This is a genomic window from Planctomycetaceae bacterium (assembly GCA_041398785.1).
Classification (GTDB): Bacteria; Planctomycetota; Planctomycetia; order Planctomycetales; family Planctomycetaceae; genus JAWKUA01.
On record JAWKUA010000015.1, the window covers coordinates 174703 to 188989 of the forward strand.

Genomic DNA, 14287 nt, shown 5'->3' on the forward strand with positions numbered 1-14287 from the left:
GCGGATCTGAAATTTTAGATTTCAGATCTCTAATTTCAAATTTCAAATTTCAGAACTGAAGACTGAAACAGCATGCCGCGCCATTCGACAACTTCACGCCTTACGGCGCCTGAGCGACTGCGGGAAGAAGTCAACGCCCAGGTTGCGCAGGAACGGCGACAGGCGCTGCGAGCATTGCTGATGCGGCCGCTGCTTCCGGCTGGCGGAGAAACGGCGGACACCTATCGGCTGGTGCGGCGTCATCAGGAGCATCTGGCCACGTGGTTTGCTCACTGGCCGGGCTGGACGCTGCGAGTTCAGCCGGGGCTGGCTCGGCTGGAAAAGACGTCATCCAGCGACGATGACGCCACTCGCGGCGCCATCGATCCGATCAACCGGACGCCGCTGACTCGCCGCAGGTATGCACTGTTCTGTTTGACGATGTCCGTGCTGTGCGGGGAAGATCGGCAGACGACACTGCGGCAGGTTGCGGAACGTGTTGAAGCGACGGCGGCCACCAGCGCCAGACTCGCGGCAACCGGATTCGAACTGGATCTGCGAACTCAGCCGCATCGTCGCGACCTGGTTTGTGTCATGCGGCTGCTGAACGAACTTCAGATTCTGACTCGGCTGGACGGTGATGATTCGCTGTATCTGCGAGGCGACGGAGACTGCCTGTACCGGGTCGATCATGCCGTGCTGGGCGCCGCGCTAAGCGTTGCTCGCGGACCTTCGACGGTCGACGAAGATTCGCTGGACGATCGCATGGAAGCCATGCAGGCATCGGCCCGACCCGAAGGTGAGGAACCTCGCAGCCGCGAACTGCAGTATCGGCTGGTGCGGCGAATGCTGGACGATTCCGTCGTCTATCAGGACGATCTGAACGAACACGAAATCGAATATCTGCGATTTCAGCGAGTCCGTCTGGTAGGCGAAGTCGAAGAAGCGACCGGTCTGGCGGCGGAAGTTCGCCAGGAAGGTATCGCTCTCCTGGACGCTGACGGTGACCTGTCTGACTTCCGGTTGCCGGAACAGGGAACTCGCGGTCACGCCGTGCTGCTGGTGGCCGAATGGCTTGCGGAAAAGCGCCGCGACGGGTCTTCGGGAACGGTAACCATCGACGAACTTCGGCAGCACCTGACAGACCTGGCGACGGAACATGAAAGTCACTGGCGGAAGAACGTTTCGGGCGAAGACGGAGTGCAACTGCTGACGGACGACGTGGTGCGCGTGCTGGAATCGCTGCGGTTGATTCTGGTGCGCGGCCATCGCATTCAGCCGCTTCCGGCCATCGCGCGATATCGCCTGGCCGAACCGGAACCGGTCAGCAAGCTTCGCCAGCAGAGTCTGCTGTGAGATCGTCCGGGATCGAGAAGTCCATGGGGTTCCGCCGACAGACGACGGCTCACAACCTGTTCACCGGCCAACACCGTTTACGACCCGGCAATCGACGAAAGTGACGCACACTCCGGAACAATCTTCTTCCACGTCCGGCGGCCTGCTGTTCGATACGGAACAGCATGCTCAGTTGGTGGCCGCGCATCAGCATTCCGTCAACACGGACTTGCCGGATGATGTGAGTCCCGTTGAACGAATCCTGCGCAACGGTCTGCCCGTTGCCACGAAGGTTCGGTGGCAGCCGCTGCGCGTCGGGCTGGTGAATCTGTATTTGTTTCAGGACGAAGTGTTTCCGTTCGCGGATGGCCGGTTGCTGCTTCGCGGCGACAACGGGGCGGGCAAGAGTCGTGTGCTGGCGCTGACGCTGCCATTGCTGTTGGACGGACGCCTGCATCCCACGCGAGTCGAACCGGATCGTGATGCCAATCGGCAGGTGGCGTGGAATCTGCTGATGGATGAACATCAGGACCGCACCGGCTACACGTGGATCGAATTCGGCCGTCTCGACGACGACGGCCGGCAGCACTTTCTGACGCTGGGACTGGGGATGCGCGGCGTGCGGGGCCGCGGCATCACCGATCACTGGATGTTTGTGACGTCGCAGCGAGTTGGTCAGCAACTGTCACTGATCACGTCGGAAAAGCGGGTGCTGACAAAGCGGCTGCTGCAGGAGGCAGTGGGCGAACTCGGGCAGGTTTTTGAATCGTCGACGGACTATCGGCGAGCGGTGGACGAAGCACTGTTTCGCCTGAACGAGCGCTATGACGCACTCCAGGATTTGCTGCTGCAGTTGCGGCAGCCTCAGTTGGCAAAGAAGCTGGACCTGGACGGCCTGGAGAAGGCGCTGCGGGAAGCGATGCCGCCGATTTCTCCGACGCTGTTATCGGATGCGGCGGACGCGTTTCGGTCGCTGGATCAGGAACGGGAAACTCTGTTCGGCCTGCAGCAGTCGCGAAGTACCGTGCAGGAGTTTCTGAAGCCCTATCGGCGTCATTTGCGGCTGGGAATTCGTCGCGCCGCCGGTCGGCTGCGCACTCGCCACAGCCGCTTCGAACAGGCGGGCAAGGAGCTTCGAGACGCCGAACAGCAGAAGCAGCAGTCTGATGCGGAAGTCGCTCGTGTCACCGCCGAACTGGCGGCGCTGGCGGCAAGGCAAAAGGCGACGGCCGCCGCACTGCAGTCGCTGCGAGCGGACCCGGCAATGAAGCTTGCCGAACGTCTCAACACCGCTCGTCAGTTGCACGACTTCGCGACGGAAGCGATGACGACCGCGCGGTCCGCCGCTGATCGCGTCGCGCGGGAAATCAACGAAGCGCGACTTGAATCGGAGGCCGCCGATGAAGAAGCCAAACGGCTGATTGATCGAGCCACGAAATTCCACGAAGTCGCTGCTCGCGCGGCTGTTCCGCAAGTGCTGCAGCGGCTTCACGTCGAACGGTTTGAGAGCCTGCTGCCGGACACGTCGCTCGCCCGTGAAGGCAGCCAGGGCGGCGACGACTTGCAAGCGGATGTCGCCGGGACCGATCAGCGAGGACTTTCTGATTCCGGCGAGATTCCGTCGCGGGAAGCGATTGACGAAATCGAAACGCAGCTCACGGATCGCGTGGCTCACTGGCTGCGGACCGGGCAGCATCTGGCGGAACTGACCGAACGCGTCGACGTTGCGAGTGAAGCACTCAGGAGCGCTGTCCGGAGGCTCGATGACGCGCAGAACCGGCAACAGTCGGCCGCCGATCAGTTGGTGAATGCCCAAGCCGGTGTGGAGGCTGTTCGCGACACGTTGTGGATGGACATTGAACGCTGGCACACCGTCGCAGCGTCGCTCGGAGTGACAGTTCCGCATTTCGACGAACTCGAAGACCGCTGGAAGGACTGGGCAAGAACGCTGACCGGTCCTTCGCCGGCAGCCGCGGCAGCCGATTCCGGACTGCGAGTATTCTCTCAGGCCATCGCGGCCGAGCGATCGGCACTGCAGCAGCGAAGTGAGGACATCGACGCTGAACAGACAGTATTGAATGACGAGCAACAGCGGCTGCTGGATGGAGAGCCGATTCGCCCTGCTCCGCCGCTGACTCGCGATCCCGCCGTGCGCACGGGCCGCGCGGGAGCACCGCTGTGGGAATTGATTGACTTTGCGCCTTCCGTTCCGCATGACGAACGTTGCGGCTGGGAAGCGGCGCTGCAGGCGTCCGGATTGCTGGATGCCTGGCTGAACCCGGACGGTTCCGTCGTCGATGCCGGAACTCACGACACGATTCTGTCCATCACCGATGACGCGATTCCGGACCCGGATCGCCGGCTGACGCGAGTGCTGTCTCCGTCGGGCGACTGCCGTGCCCGCGACGTCGCGGCGGATGTTGTCACGGCCGTTCTGGATCGCGTTGGAGCCGGTGTCGATGGCGGTCGCGTGTGGGTGAATTCCACGGGGAACTGGCGGAACGGGCCATTGTCCGGATGCTGGTCGAAGCCGATTCCTCAATTCATCGGCAGCGACGTGCGAGCCGCCTATCGCGAACGCCGGCTGACGGACATCGCAGCGGAACTCACACGGCTGGTCACCGAATCGACGCGCATCGAAGCGCAGCTTGCCGAACTTCAGCAGCGGCAGGATCAGGCGGATCGTCATCGTGACGCGCTGCTGGACGATGGTTCGCTGCGAACCGCCGTGGCGCAGCGTGACGCGGCAGAACAACAGGTCAATGAAGCTCGGCATCACGTTCGCGAAGCCGCGGAACACGAACGCATCGTTCGCCGGCAGCGAGACGATGCGGCGGCGGTGCGAGATTCCACGGCTCGCGACGTCGGGCTGTCTGACTGGGCCGAAAAGCCGTCGGAGTTGCTGCTGCGGCTGGAAACGTATGGTTCGCAGCTTGCGAATGCCGTGGACGCCTGTCGGGCTGCGGTTTCGGCCATGGAACGGCTGCAGCGATGCCGCGATCACGAAGCTCGCAAGCAGACGGAACAGTCCGACCACATCGCTCAACTGCGACGAGCGGAACTGACCGAAGCGCAGCGGCGGTCGTCTCTGGAAGAACTGCAGCAAACGGTCGGCGCGGACGCGAAGGAGATTACTCAGCGCATCACCGACAGAGAAGCCGAACAGCGGCAGCTTGAATTGCAGCAGGAACAGTCAGGCAGCGCATTGCGCATCGCCGACAAGGCGGCGGCCGGTCTGGAAGTGAAACTGCGGAGTCTGACGGAACGTATTCAGCAGGAAGACATCTTTCGTCGGGACGCCGCGGAGGGATTGTCGGAACTTGTGAGATTGAAACTGCTGCCGTCGGCGGATGACCGGCTGGTCGACGTCATCACCGCTCCGGCATCACTGACCGCGGCCGTCGATCTGGCGCGGCAGATCGAGAAACTTTCGTGGAACGTTGCGGACATCGACAACGACGACGCGTGGAAGCGAAGTCAGACACAGATCTACAACGCTCTGGAACCGCTGAAGGGACGGCTGACGAGTTTCAACATGAACGCTGAACCGGAGTTCGTCGGCGAAAACCTGTGCTACGTGCTGATCCGGCATCAGGCCGCCGCGGTGACTCCCGACCAGCTTGTCAAACGGCTGGACGCGGAAGTTGAGGAACACGAACGCGTGCTGAGCGAAAACGAACGGCAGATTCTGGAAAAGCACCTGCTGGGGGAAGTCGCCGGGGAGATGCATGAACGCATGCAGCAGGCTCGCGAACTGGTCGAGTCAATGAACAGCGAAGTTTCGAATCGTCCGATGCGAACCGGCATGCAGATGCGGTTTCGCTGGGAAGTCGACAGCGAAGGCCCGGCCGGGCTGTCCGCCGCGTGCCAGGTTCTTTCGACGGCGTCAGCGACCTGGTCGGACGACGACCGCCGCGAGCTGGGCGACTTTCTTCAGCAGCAAATCGCCGTCAGCCGGGAACGCGAAGACGCGGGCAGTCGACAGGAACAACTGGCAACGGCCCTGGATTATCGGCGCTGGCACCGATTTCGCATCGATCGGCGAAGCGGCCCGGATCAGGACTGGAAGCCTCTGACCCGGCGCACCTACGGCAGCGGCAGCGGAGGCGAAAAAGCCATCGCGCTGACTCTGCCACAGGTCGCCGCCGCAGCCGCGTATTATCGAACCGCCGACCCGCTGGCTCCGCGGTTGATTCTGATGGACGAAGTGTTCGCGGGAATCAGTTCCAACAATCGGGCCGCATGTATGGAACTGCTGACCGCCTTTGAACTGGATGTCGTCATGACCAGTGAGTCAGAATGGGGCTGCTACAGCACGGTGCCGCAACTGGCGATCTGCCAGTTGACTCGAGTGCCGGACCTGGCGGCCATCGACAACACGGTGTTTGTGTGGAACGGCCGGGAATGCGTTGAGTCGCAGGGATGATGAACGGCGCGACGGTCGACCGGCGGCCGGTAAATCTCGACATCCATACGTGACCTGCCAGCTATCATCAGCCAATGTCCGATTCACTTGTCGACACACTTCGCCAGCCGCGTTTGTCAAGACTGCTGGATCGTCTGGCGCAGCGGCTGCGCTCTCACGGGGTGTTGCAGAATTCGATTACGCTTAGAAATGTGACACCGACCGAACGCTCGGCGCTGGAAGCGTTGACCGCACAGCCTTCGCGCGGAAGACACTTCACCGTCGATGTCGCGGAACTGGAATCGTTTCTGCTGAGTTCCGGCAGGTGTTTGTCGCTGGCGGAACTGGTTGAAGCCGCGGTCGGCGAATCTCTGCGCGATATTGCGCGGCGGAAGCAGTGCGATTCCGCGGCATGGAACGACGTGATCGACGGCGCGGCTCGGAGCGTGAAAGATCGCCAGAAGCTGTCCGAGTGGCTTCAGCAAAAAGGCCAGTCGGGTCACCTGAAGAAACTCGCGACCGATCCCGAAGCGGCCGCTCGGTTGGTCAGCGATGTTCTGCGTGTGACTGCTGAATTACCGAAGCCGATCGGCGACGCCGTGCCGCTGTCTGTCTTCGCCGCCGACACATGCGGCGACGCTCATGCGCTGGACTCCGGCACTTCCCTCGGGCGACTGGTCATCGGCGCCGCGGCGGCACTTGCGGGCGATGAACCACCGCGTTCCGCCGGAGAGCGGCGACGAGTCTGGGAAAGTGTCGGCATTGTTCCGGACGAAATGTCAGCGACGGTGCTGGTCTGGAACCTCCGCGCGGACGATGCGTCGCTGGTCGGCCAAACGCTGAATCGCCATGCCGACGCGGGGGAGCCATTGCGGCTGACGTTCGCTCAGCTTCGCCGGCATCCGGCGCGGGAGTTTCGCGTGCCGGCAGGCCGCAGCGTGTTCGTCTGCGAGAATCCCGCGGTCGTGGCCGCCGCCGCAGCCGAGTTGAAAACCGCAGGCGGCCCGCTGATCTGTGTGGACGGCCAGCCGAACCTGGCGGTGCTCCGGCTGTTGACGTTGCTTGCGGACAACGGGCAGCAACTTGTCTACCACGGCGACTTTGACTGGGGCGGTCTTCGCATCGCAAATTTCCTGATGAGACAGCTTCCGATTGAACCGTGGCGATATCGCGCCGATGACTATGTGCCGTCACCCGGCGGCCGCAAACTGAAGGGATCGCCTGTTGCGGCGGACTGGGACGCGGAACTCGGTCACCGGATGCAGGCGGCGGGAACGGCAGTGGACGAGGAGTCCGTGATTGCCGGACTGCTGGCGGACCTTCGCTGGTTGACGTGAAGGCTGCGTCCGTCATCTCGCCGCCACGGCGTCGGCCCGCCACGCGTCGTGTCTATGTCGCCGGCGGACGAGTGCGAAGGTGGTCAGGTTGCCGTTTGAGCGCGTTCTGCGATACTCAGTGCCGAACCGCTCATCGTCGCGGATTGCGGACGGAGAATGACCAAGTCACCTCGCTTCGGGATTTTGAACTTCGACAATGACTGACACAGACGTCGCCATCATTGGCGGAGGAATCATCGGGCTGGCGACCGCATGGCAGATCGGCGAACGGTCGCCGTCGACGAAAATCGTGCTGCTGGAGAAAGAAGATCGCGTGGCCGCCCATCAGACCGGCCGCAATTCCGGCGTGATTCATTCCGGCATTTATTACAAGCCCGGTTCGCTGCGAGCGAAGAACTGCCGCGAAGGCAAGCTGGCTCTGGAAGCCTTCTGCACGGCTCACGAAGTTGCCTGGAAGCAGACCGGAAAAGTGATCGTGGCCACTCGCGACGAACAGCTTCCGGCGCTGGAACGGATCTTCGAACGAGGCACACAGAACGGTGTGAAGTGCGAGATGATCGACGTCGCACGGCTGAAGGAACTGGAGCCTCACGTCGCCGGTATCAGGGCGATTCATGTGCCGGAAGCAGGGATCGTCGACTATCCGGGAGTCTGCCGGAAACTGGCGGAACTCATTCGTGCTCGGGGCGGAGAGATTCGATTCAACACGAAAGTCACAGCAATCCGCCAGTCGACCGACGCTGTGACCATCGATGCGAATGGCAGCACGTTGACGGCGTCTCAGGTCGTCAACTGCGCGGGGCTGCACAGCGACCGCGTGGCGCGGATGTCAGGCCAGTCACTGAAGGAACGCATCGTTCCGTTTCGCGGCGAATACTACGTTCTGAAGCCCGAAGCCGAATATCTGTGCAACACACTGATCTATCCGGTTCCCGACCCCAGCTTTCCGTTTCTGGGTGTGCATTTTACTCGCATGATTGAAGGCGGAGTGGAATGCGGACCCAACGCCGTGCTGGCGCTGGCGCGTGAAGGTTACACGTGGGGCACGATCAGTCTGAAGGATCTGGCTGAGTCGCTGACCTACCCGGGATTTCTGCGGCTGGCGCTGAAATACTGGAAGACGGGTCTGGGAGAAATTCACCGGTCACTGTCGAAATCGGCGTTCGTGAAGGCACTGCAGAAGCTGGTGCCGGAGATTCGTGCCGAACATCTGGAAACCGCGCCGTCCGGCGTGCGCGCCCAGTCGCTGGCGCCGGATGGAAATCTCGTCGACGATTTTCTCATTCTTCGGCAGGACCGCGTGCTGAACGTCTGCAACGCGCCTTCACCCGCCGCAACCGCGTCGCTGAACATCGGGAAATATGTCGTCGAACAGTTGAGCGTGTAACGCGCTGGTCATCGAGTTCAGAGACTTGAAATCCGAACGTCAGGCACACTCTCTCCTGCCTCCTACAAGCCGAACCTTATGACTTCAAAACGCAGACGAGTTCTGTTTCTGTGTACCGGAAATTCGTGCCGCAGCCAGATGGCAGAAGGGTTTCTGAGGCATCTGTTCGGCGATCGATTTGAGGCATTGTCCGCCGGAGCAAATCCGGCCGGTTATGTGCATCCGAAGGCCGTCGATGCGATGCGTGCCGCGGGGATCGACATCTCTCAGCAGGCCAGCAAGCACATCAAGGATTTCCTGCCGCCGCACGGAACACCGCCGGACCTGATCATCAGCGTTTGCGGTTCGGCGGAAAAAGAGTGCCCGGTATTTCCCGGAGCGGTTGAACGTCTGCACTGGCCGTTCGATGATCCGTTTCACGCCACCGGGACACCCGATGAACAGACGGCCGAATTTGGACGAGTCCGTGATGAAATCCGTGAGGCGATTCAGAACCACTTCGGGACTTAGAAGCTCTGCGAATTCCGGGTCCCGAGTCAGAAACAGCAAGCATCCAATCCCAGATCAGAATTCCGAAAGCCAGCCGATGACGTTCTCGACGCTGCCTCTGAGTTATTGCACCAACGTTCATCCCGGCCGAACCCTGGCGGAGGTCCTGGACGGTCTGAATCAGTACACGGCGACCGCACATCGAATGCTGGAACGTCCGATGGCGGCGGGACTGTGGCTGGCCAGCAGCGTCGTTTCCGAATTGCTGGAAGACCCGTCGCGACTGGATGTCCTGGGACAGACGTTGTGGCAGCATGACCTGGTCTGCTATTCGCTGAACGCTTTTCCGTTTGGCGACTTTCACGACGACCGCGTTAAGGAAATGGTCTATCTGCCGGACTGGAGCGAACGGCTCCGCGTTGACTACACACAGGGTTGTGCTCGTGTGCTGAGTCAACTGCTGCCTGAGGGAGGCGAAGGCAGCATTTCGACCGTGCCGCTGGGGGGCACGATGTTTCCAACAGAACCGGATTTTCATGCAGCATGTCTGAGCAACCTGATTCAGGTGGCTCGCTTCCTGCATGATCTGCATCAGGAAACCGGCCGGCTGATTCGGCTGGCGGTGGAACCGGAACCGCTGTGTCACATTTCCTCGATTCCGCAGGACGCCGTGCCGCTGTTCGCGATGCTGTTCGAACTGGCGGAAGTCAAGGGCCAGTTGGAGATGGTTCGCGAACACATCGGTTTGTGTTTCGACGTATGCCACCAGGCGGTGGAGTTCGAACACATTCCCCGGTCGATCGATCAGCTTGTGGATGCCGGCGTTCGCATTAATAAGGTGCATATCACCAACGCCGTGGAACTGACGGACCCCGCCGGTAACGTCGCCGGCCGCGAAGCGCTGCTGCGGTATGTCGAACAGCGCTATCTGCATCAGACGTATGCCCGGCTGCATGACGCTCGCATTGTGACTCGTCCGGACCTGCTTGCAGATGACATCAATCGCAGTCCGCCGGACGAATTCCTCAGCGCCGAAGCATGGCGGATTCACTTTCACGTGCCGGTGTTTGCGGAAACACTGGGGCCGCTGAAGACGACGCGGTCGGACCTGAAGGCGGCTCTGCGCCGGATCGCGGCGCTGGAATACTCTCCGCATCTGGAAGTCGAAACTTACACATGGCCGGTGATGCCCGGAGAAGCGAAGAGCGACGATCTGGCTTCCCGAATTGGTCGGGAACTCGCTTCCACGTATGAACTGCTGGAATCCATCGCTGGCCTTGCATGAACGGCGTGCGACGGGATCCCAGATCGAAAATCTGAAATCTCAGATCTCAAAACTGGACACTGAAAACCGAAACAAGAACCACGGCCCCCAACGTCTATGCCAGTCACCACTGCGGAACTCGAACAGGGAGTTATTCCGGCGCTGCCGAAGAACGCCGATGTCGGCATCGGCTGTGTCGGAGCCGGGTTCATCATGGCCGACTGTCATCTGGTTGCGTATCGGCAGCACGGGCTGAATCCGGTCGCGATTACGTCTCGAACGCGGGCGACTGCTGAGAGCGTTGCGGAGCGGCACGGCATCGGCACTGTCGGTGATTCTGTCGAAGACGTGGTCGCCCATCCGGATGTGCAGGTGCTCGACGTTGCCGTGCCTCCCGATTGCCAGCGGGACATCATTCGCCGGGCACTGGACAGCAAGGGTCAACTGAAGGCCATTCTGGCTCAGAAACCGCTGGGCACGTCGTTCGACCAGGCTCTGCAGATCGTGAAGATGTGCGAAGACGCGGGCGTGACCCTGGCGGTCAATCAAAACATGCGGTGGGATCATTCCGTGCGAGCGTGCCGGATGCTGCTGGAATCCGGCGATCTTGGCGAACCCGTGCTGGCAACGATCGACATGCGGGCGATTCCTCACTGGATGCCGTGGCAGCAGCGGCAGGGCTGGGTGACTCTGCGAATCATGAGCATCCATCATCTGGACACGTTCCGATATTGGTTTGGCAACCCGGATCGGATCTTCGCCAGCGTCCGGCCGGACCCACGGACGTCGAAGCTGTTTGATCACAGCGACGGGATTGCGCTGTCGATTCTGGATTACGATTCCGGACTGCGCGCCTCATCATGGGACGACGTCTGGGCCGGTCCCGCGCGGGAAGGCGCCGCTTCGGATATCGGAATTCGCTGGCGAGTCGAAGGGACGGAAGGAATGGCTGCGGGAACAATCGGCTGGCCTGGCTATCCGGCACGTGTTCCCAGCACCGTGAAGTTCACGCGCACAATGGACGGTGAAAGGTGGCACGAACCGAAATGGCAGGAAGCCTGGTTTCCCGACGCATTCATCGGGCCGATGGCCGATTTGCTGATTTCGCTGGAGACCGGCGGGGCTCCGATGTGCAGCGGTCGCGACAACCTGTGGACGATGGCGCTGGTCGACGCGGCGTACCGGTCCGTGCAGGAACACCGTGCCGTGTCACCGGCGGAGATCGTTGAATCCGCCCAGACGTGACCCCGCCGTGCGGAACGTCATTGCGAAGACGGCAGACGCGGAACTCGCCAGTGGTGGCCGTTTTCGGCCAGCATCCGATCGGCGGAATCGGGTCCCCAGGTACCGGCGTCATAGAAGTCCGGTGCTGCGGAACTGCCTTCCCACGCTGCCAGGACGGGATCGACGAATTGCCACGCCGCGTCGAGTTCGTCGCTGCGGGTAAACAGCGTCGAGTCACCTCGCGCGACGTCCAGCAGCAGGCGTTCATAAGCCTCCGGAAGATCGTGCGGAAAGTGGTCTTCGTAGTCGAAATCCATCACCACCGGTTCCACCTGATACTGCATGCCGGGGCGTTTGGTGGCGAATCTCAGGAAGATGGATTCCTTCGGCTGAATTCGCAGAACCAGTTGATTGGGGCGAGCTTCCACCAGGCTGCACAGGTCGCCATCGCATTCCACTGTGCTGAACAGATGCATGGGCGGCAGCTTGAACTGAATCACGATTTCGCTGACTCGTTCAGGCAACCGCTTGCCCGTGCGCAGGTAGAAGGGAACTCCGGCCCACCGCCAGTTGTCGATGCCTACTTTCATCGCCACATAGGTTTCGCGATTGGAGTGCGGGTTGACTCGATCTTCGCTGCGATAGGCGACCGCCGGTTTGCCGTCGACGCTGCCCGCGGCGTACTGGCCTCGCACCGTCCACGCATCCACACCGGCTGACGAACCGGGCCGCAGCGCCTGCAGTACCTTCAGTTTCTCGTCGCGAATTTCGCGAGCCTGAAACAACGCCGGCGGTTCCATCGCGACCAGACACAGAATCTGCAGCACGTGATTCTGCAGCACATCGCGCAGAGCTCCCGACGTGTCGTAGTAGCCGCCGCGACCGCCTTCCATGCCCAGATTTTCCGCGACCGTAATCTGCACGTTGTCCACATGATTGCGGTTCAGCAGCGGTTCAAAGATCGCGTTTCCGAAACGAAACAGCAGGATGTTCTGAACAGTTTCCTTTCCGAGGTAATGGTCGATGCGAAAGATCTGGTCTTCGTGCAGCCGACGAGTCAGCCGGTCATTGAGTTCGCGTGCGGATTCCAGATCATGGCCGAACGGCTTCTCCACAACGACTCGCAGCCGGTTGCGTTCGCCGCGCGACGGAATCAGTCCGGCGCTGTCCAGACCACTGACGGCATCGTCAAACAGCGCCGGCGACGTTGCGAGGTACACAATTCGGGGAACCGGTCCACTGGCATTGAGTCGCTGTTCAAGTTCCGTGGTCGCCTTTCCGAGCGCGACGTAGTCTTCCTGAAAGGTGATATCAACGCGACGGTAGAACACCTGCTGAGCGAACGTGTCCCATGCGGCATTCGTCGCCTGATCGTCCGACGATTTCAGCACGGATGCACGAAGTTCGTTACGAAATTCTTCGTCCGACTTGTCTCGCCGCGCCACACCGATCACGGGACTTCGCGGCGACAGATATCCCTGTCGAGAAAGCTGAAACAGCGCGGGGATCAGCTTGCGTGCGGTCAGATCGCCGGACGCACCGAAAATCAGGATGCTCTGATCACCGCCGGGGTACGAAGTTTGCTTCATGGAAATTGCCGCTGCGCTGGTGGTTCGATCGTTGATAGACAATTAAGCAGTGGGGAATGGAACCAGAATGCAGCTCCATCCGCAAACTACCGGGGAACCGAGCGACGGTAGACTCATGCGGAGACGGCTCACGATCCGACGATGCGATTGCGGACCTGTTTGTCGGGAACGGCACGTCCGTACGATCGGTCGACGTCATCCAGATCAACATCGAGATCCTGTCCGGGCGTCGTCTGTTGGTGTCTCTCGAACGGATTCGCGAGTTCCGCCGACTACGACGAAGGAGAAAATCGCAGATCGCAACGACTTCACGGATCCCGGCAGCAGACGGCTTCAAACTCCTGGACCGCACGGATACGATGTTGGGCAGGCGGATTTCATTCAGGACGGGGCGAAGTCATGGCAACAGCACGACAGGTCGCGGGAGAGTTACTCCGACTCGCGGATGCCGACGAAGAACTGCTGACTCAAATGCATCTTCACAAGCTGCTTTATTATGTCCAGGGACTGTCTCTGGGGCTGCGCGGTATTCCGGCATTCCAGGACGAGATTCAGGCATGGACGCACGGTCCCGTTGTTCGTTCGATTCGGACAGTCGTTGGGCCGGGAGTGCCAATACCGGAGGGAATGTTTCGGGATGAGTATCCATCGGACGACGACCGAGACTTCATCCGCGCAGTCTGGAATCGCTACCGCACGTACTCCGCCTGGGCTCTTCGCAACATGAGCCACTCAGAACGCCCCTGGCTCGAAGCGCGTCAGGGATTAAGGCCAGATGAACAATCCGACCGTCCCGTCAGTCATGCGTCGCTCACAGAATTCTTCGCTCTGTCACCGGACAGCGGCTTCAATGCCGAACATCTGCTGCAGGCTGAACGGGATATCGCCGATGGTCGCATTGTGTCACACGCTGACCTGAAAGCACAGCTTCTGCAACAGCAATGAACTGGAATGCGGTCTATGCGGAATCAGCAGCAGCGGACCTGTTGAGATTGCCGGTCCCGCTTCAGTCGATGACTCTCGACCACGTCGATAAGCTGAGCGAATCACCGTCAACACACGCCAGGGTTTGTCCCGCCAACATGGGACCGCCGAACCACATGCTGTCCGAATTCTCACATGTTCTGGATGGCAGGCTGCACCTTGTGCGGATTCTGTTTCGGTTCGATTCGAATGAGCAGGACTTCCACATCAAGGGCATCGGGCACGTCGCCTATAAGCGTGCCGACGAAGCCTGACGATCGCAGTTCTGGTGTCGTTCGAACAGTGCTAGAGGCT

The 14287-nt window shown here is 60.9% G+C and carries 10 protein-coding genes; 9 read left to right on the plus strand and 1 reads right to left on the minus strand.

What is annotated here, in order from left to right; all coding sequences use genetic code 11:
- The first annotated feature begins 72 nt into the window (after positions 1-72).
- The 7 genes from R3C19_17930 to R3C19_17960 all read left to right on the plus strand — a co-directional run bounded on the left by R3C19_17930 (position 73) and on the right by R3C19_17960 (position 11441).
- Positions 73-1335, plus strand: a complete 1263-nt coding sequence (locus R3C19_17930; protein MEZ6062223.1) for a TIGR02678 family protein — start codon at positions 73-75, stop codon at positions 1333-1335.
- 100 nt (positions 1336-1435) lie between these two features.
- Positions 1436-5740, plus strand: coding sequence for a TIGR02680 family protein (locus tag R3C19_17935; GenBank protein MEZ6062224.1), 4305 nt, complete (start codon positions 1436-1438; stop codon positions 5738-5740).
- A 74-nt stretch (positions 5741-5814) separates the two neighbouring features.
- On the plus strand, positions 5815-7056 hold the full coding sequence (locus R3C19_17940) for a TIGR02679 family protein (GenBank protein MEZ6062225.1): 1242 nt from the start codon (positions 5815-5817) through the stop codon (positions 7054-7056).
- A gap of 196 nt (positions 7057-7252) precedes the next feature.
- Positions 7253-8443, plus strand: a complete 1191-nt coding sequence (lhgO, locus tag R3C19_17945; protein ID MEZ6062226.1) for an L-2-hydroxyglutarate oxidase — start codon at positions 7253-7255, stop codon at positions 8441-8443.
- A gap of 78 nt (positions 8444-8521) precedes the next feature.
- Positions 8522-8953, plus strand: coding sequence for an arsenate reductase ArsC (locus R3C19_17950; protein ID MEZ6062227.1), 432 nt, complete (start codon positions 8522-8524; stop codon positions 8951-8953).
- A 76-nt stretch (positions 8954-9029) separates the two neighbouring features.
- Positions 9030-10217 (plus strand): metabolite traffic protein EboE, encoded by a 1188-nt coding sequence (eboE, locus tag R3C19_17955; protein MEZ6062228.1) that lies wholly within the window; start codon positions 9030-9032, stop codon positions 10215-10217.
- 96 nt (positions 10218-10313) lie between these two features.
- A complete protein-coding gene (locus R3C19_17960; protein MEZ6062229.1) occupies positions 10314-11441 on the plus strand; it encodes a Gfo/Idh/MocA family oxidoreductase in 1128 nt (375 codons plus the stop codon).
- A gap of 17 nt (positions 11442-11458) precedes the next feature.
- On the opposite strand, the gene zwf is transcribed toward R3C19_17960, so the two are convergent.
- Positions 11459-13009, minus strand: coding sequence for a glucose-6-phosphate dehydrogenase (zwf, locus tag R3C19_17965; protein ID MEZ6062230.1), 1551 nt, complete (start codon positions 13007-13009; stop codon positions 11459-11461).
- 399 nt (positions 13010-13408) lie between these two features.
- On the opposite strand from zwf, the gene R3C19_17970 reads away from it, so the two are divergent.
- Positions 13409-13954 (plus strand): DUF4065 domain-containing protein, encoded by a 546-nt coding sequence (locus R3C19_17970; GenBank protein ID MEZ6062231.1) that lies wholly within the window; start codon positions 13409-13411, stop codon positions 13952-13954.
- Complete coding sequence (locus R3C19_17975; protein MEZ6062232.1) at positions 13951-14247, plus strand: hypothetical protein; 297 nt, start codon at positions 13951-13953, stop codon at positions 14245-14247. The genes R3C19_17970 and R3C19_17975 overlap by 4 nt, the downstream gene beginning before the upstream one ends.
- Positions 14248-14287: the final 40 nt, after the last annotated feature.

Excerpts from the sequence above, each read along its gene's own strand:
- zwf (MEZ6062230.1), bottom strand. The coding sequence starts at position 13,009 with ATGAAGCAAACTTCGTACCCCGGCGGTGATCAGAGCATCCTGATTTTC.
- eboE (MEZ6062228.1), top strand. The coding sequence starts at position 9,030 with ATGACGTTCTCGACGCTGCCTCTGAGTTATTGCACCAACGTTCATCCC.
- R3C19_17970 (MEZ6062231.1), top strand. The coding sequence starts at position 13,409 with ATGGCAACAGCACGACAGGTCGCGGGAGAGTTACTCCGACTCGCGGAT.
- R3C19_17950 (MEZ6062227.1), top strand. The coding sequence starts at position 8,522 with ATGACTTCAAAACGCAGACGAGTTCTGTTTCTGTGTACCGGAAATTCG.
- R3C19_17930 (MEZ6062223.1), top strand. The coding sequence starts at position 73 with ATGCCGCGCCATTCGACAACTTCACGCCTTACGGCGCCTGAGCGACTG.
- R3C19_17940 (MEZ6062225.1), top strand. The coding sequence starts at position 5,815 with ATGTCCGATTCACTTGTCGACACACTTCGCCAGCCGCGTTTGTCAAGA.
- lhgO (MEZ6062226.1), top strand. The coding sequence starts at position 7,253 with ATGACTGACACAGACGTCGCCATCATTGGCGGAGGAATCATCGGGCTG.
- R3C19_17960 (MEZ6062229.1), top strand. The coding sequence starts at position 10,314 with ATGCCAGTCACCACTGCGGAACTCGAACAGGGAGTTATTCCGGCGCTG.
- R3C19_17975 (MEZ6062232.1), top strand. The coding sequence starts at position 13,951 with ATGAACTGGAATGCGGTCTATGCGGAATCAGCAGCAGCGGACCTGTTG.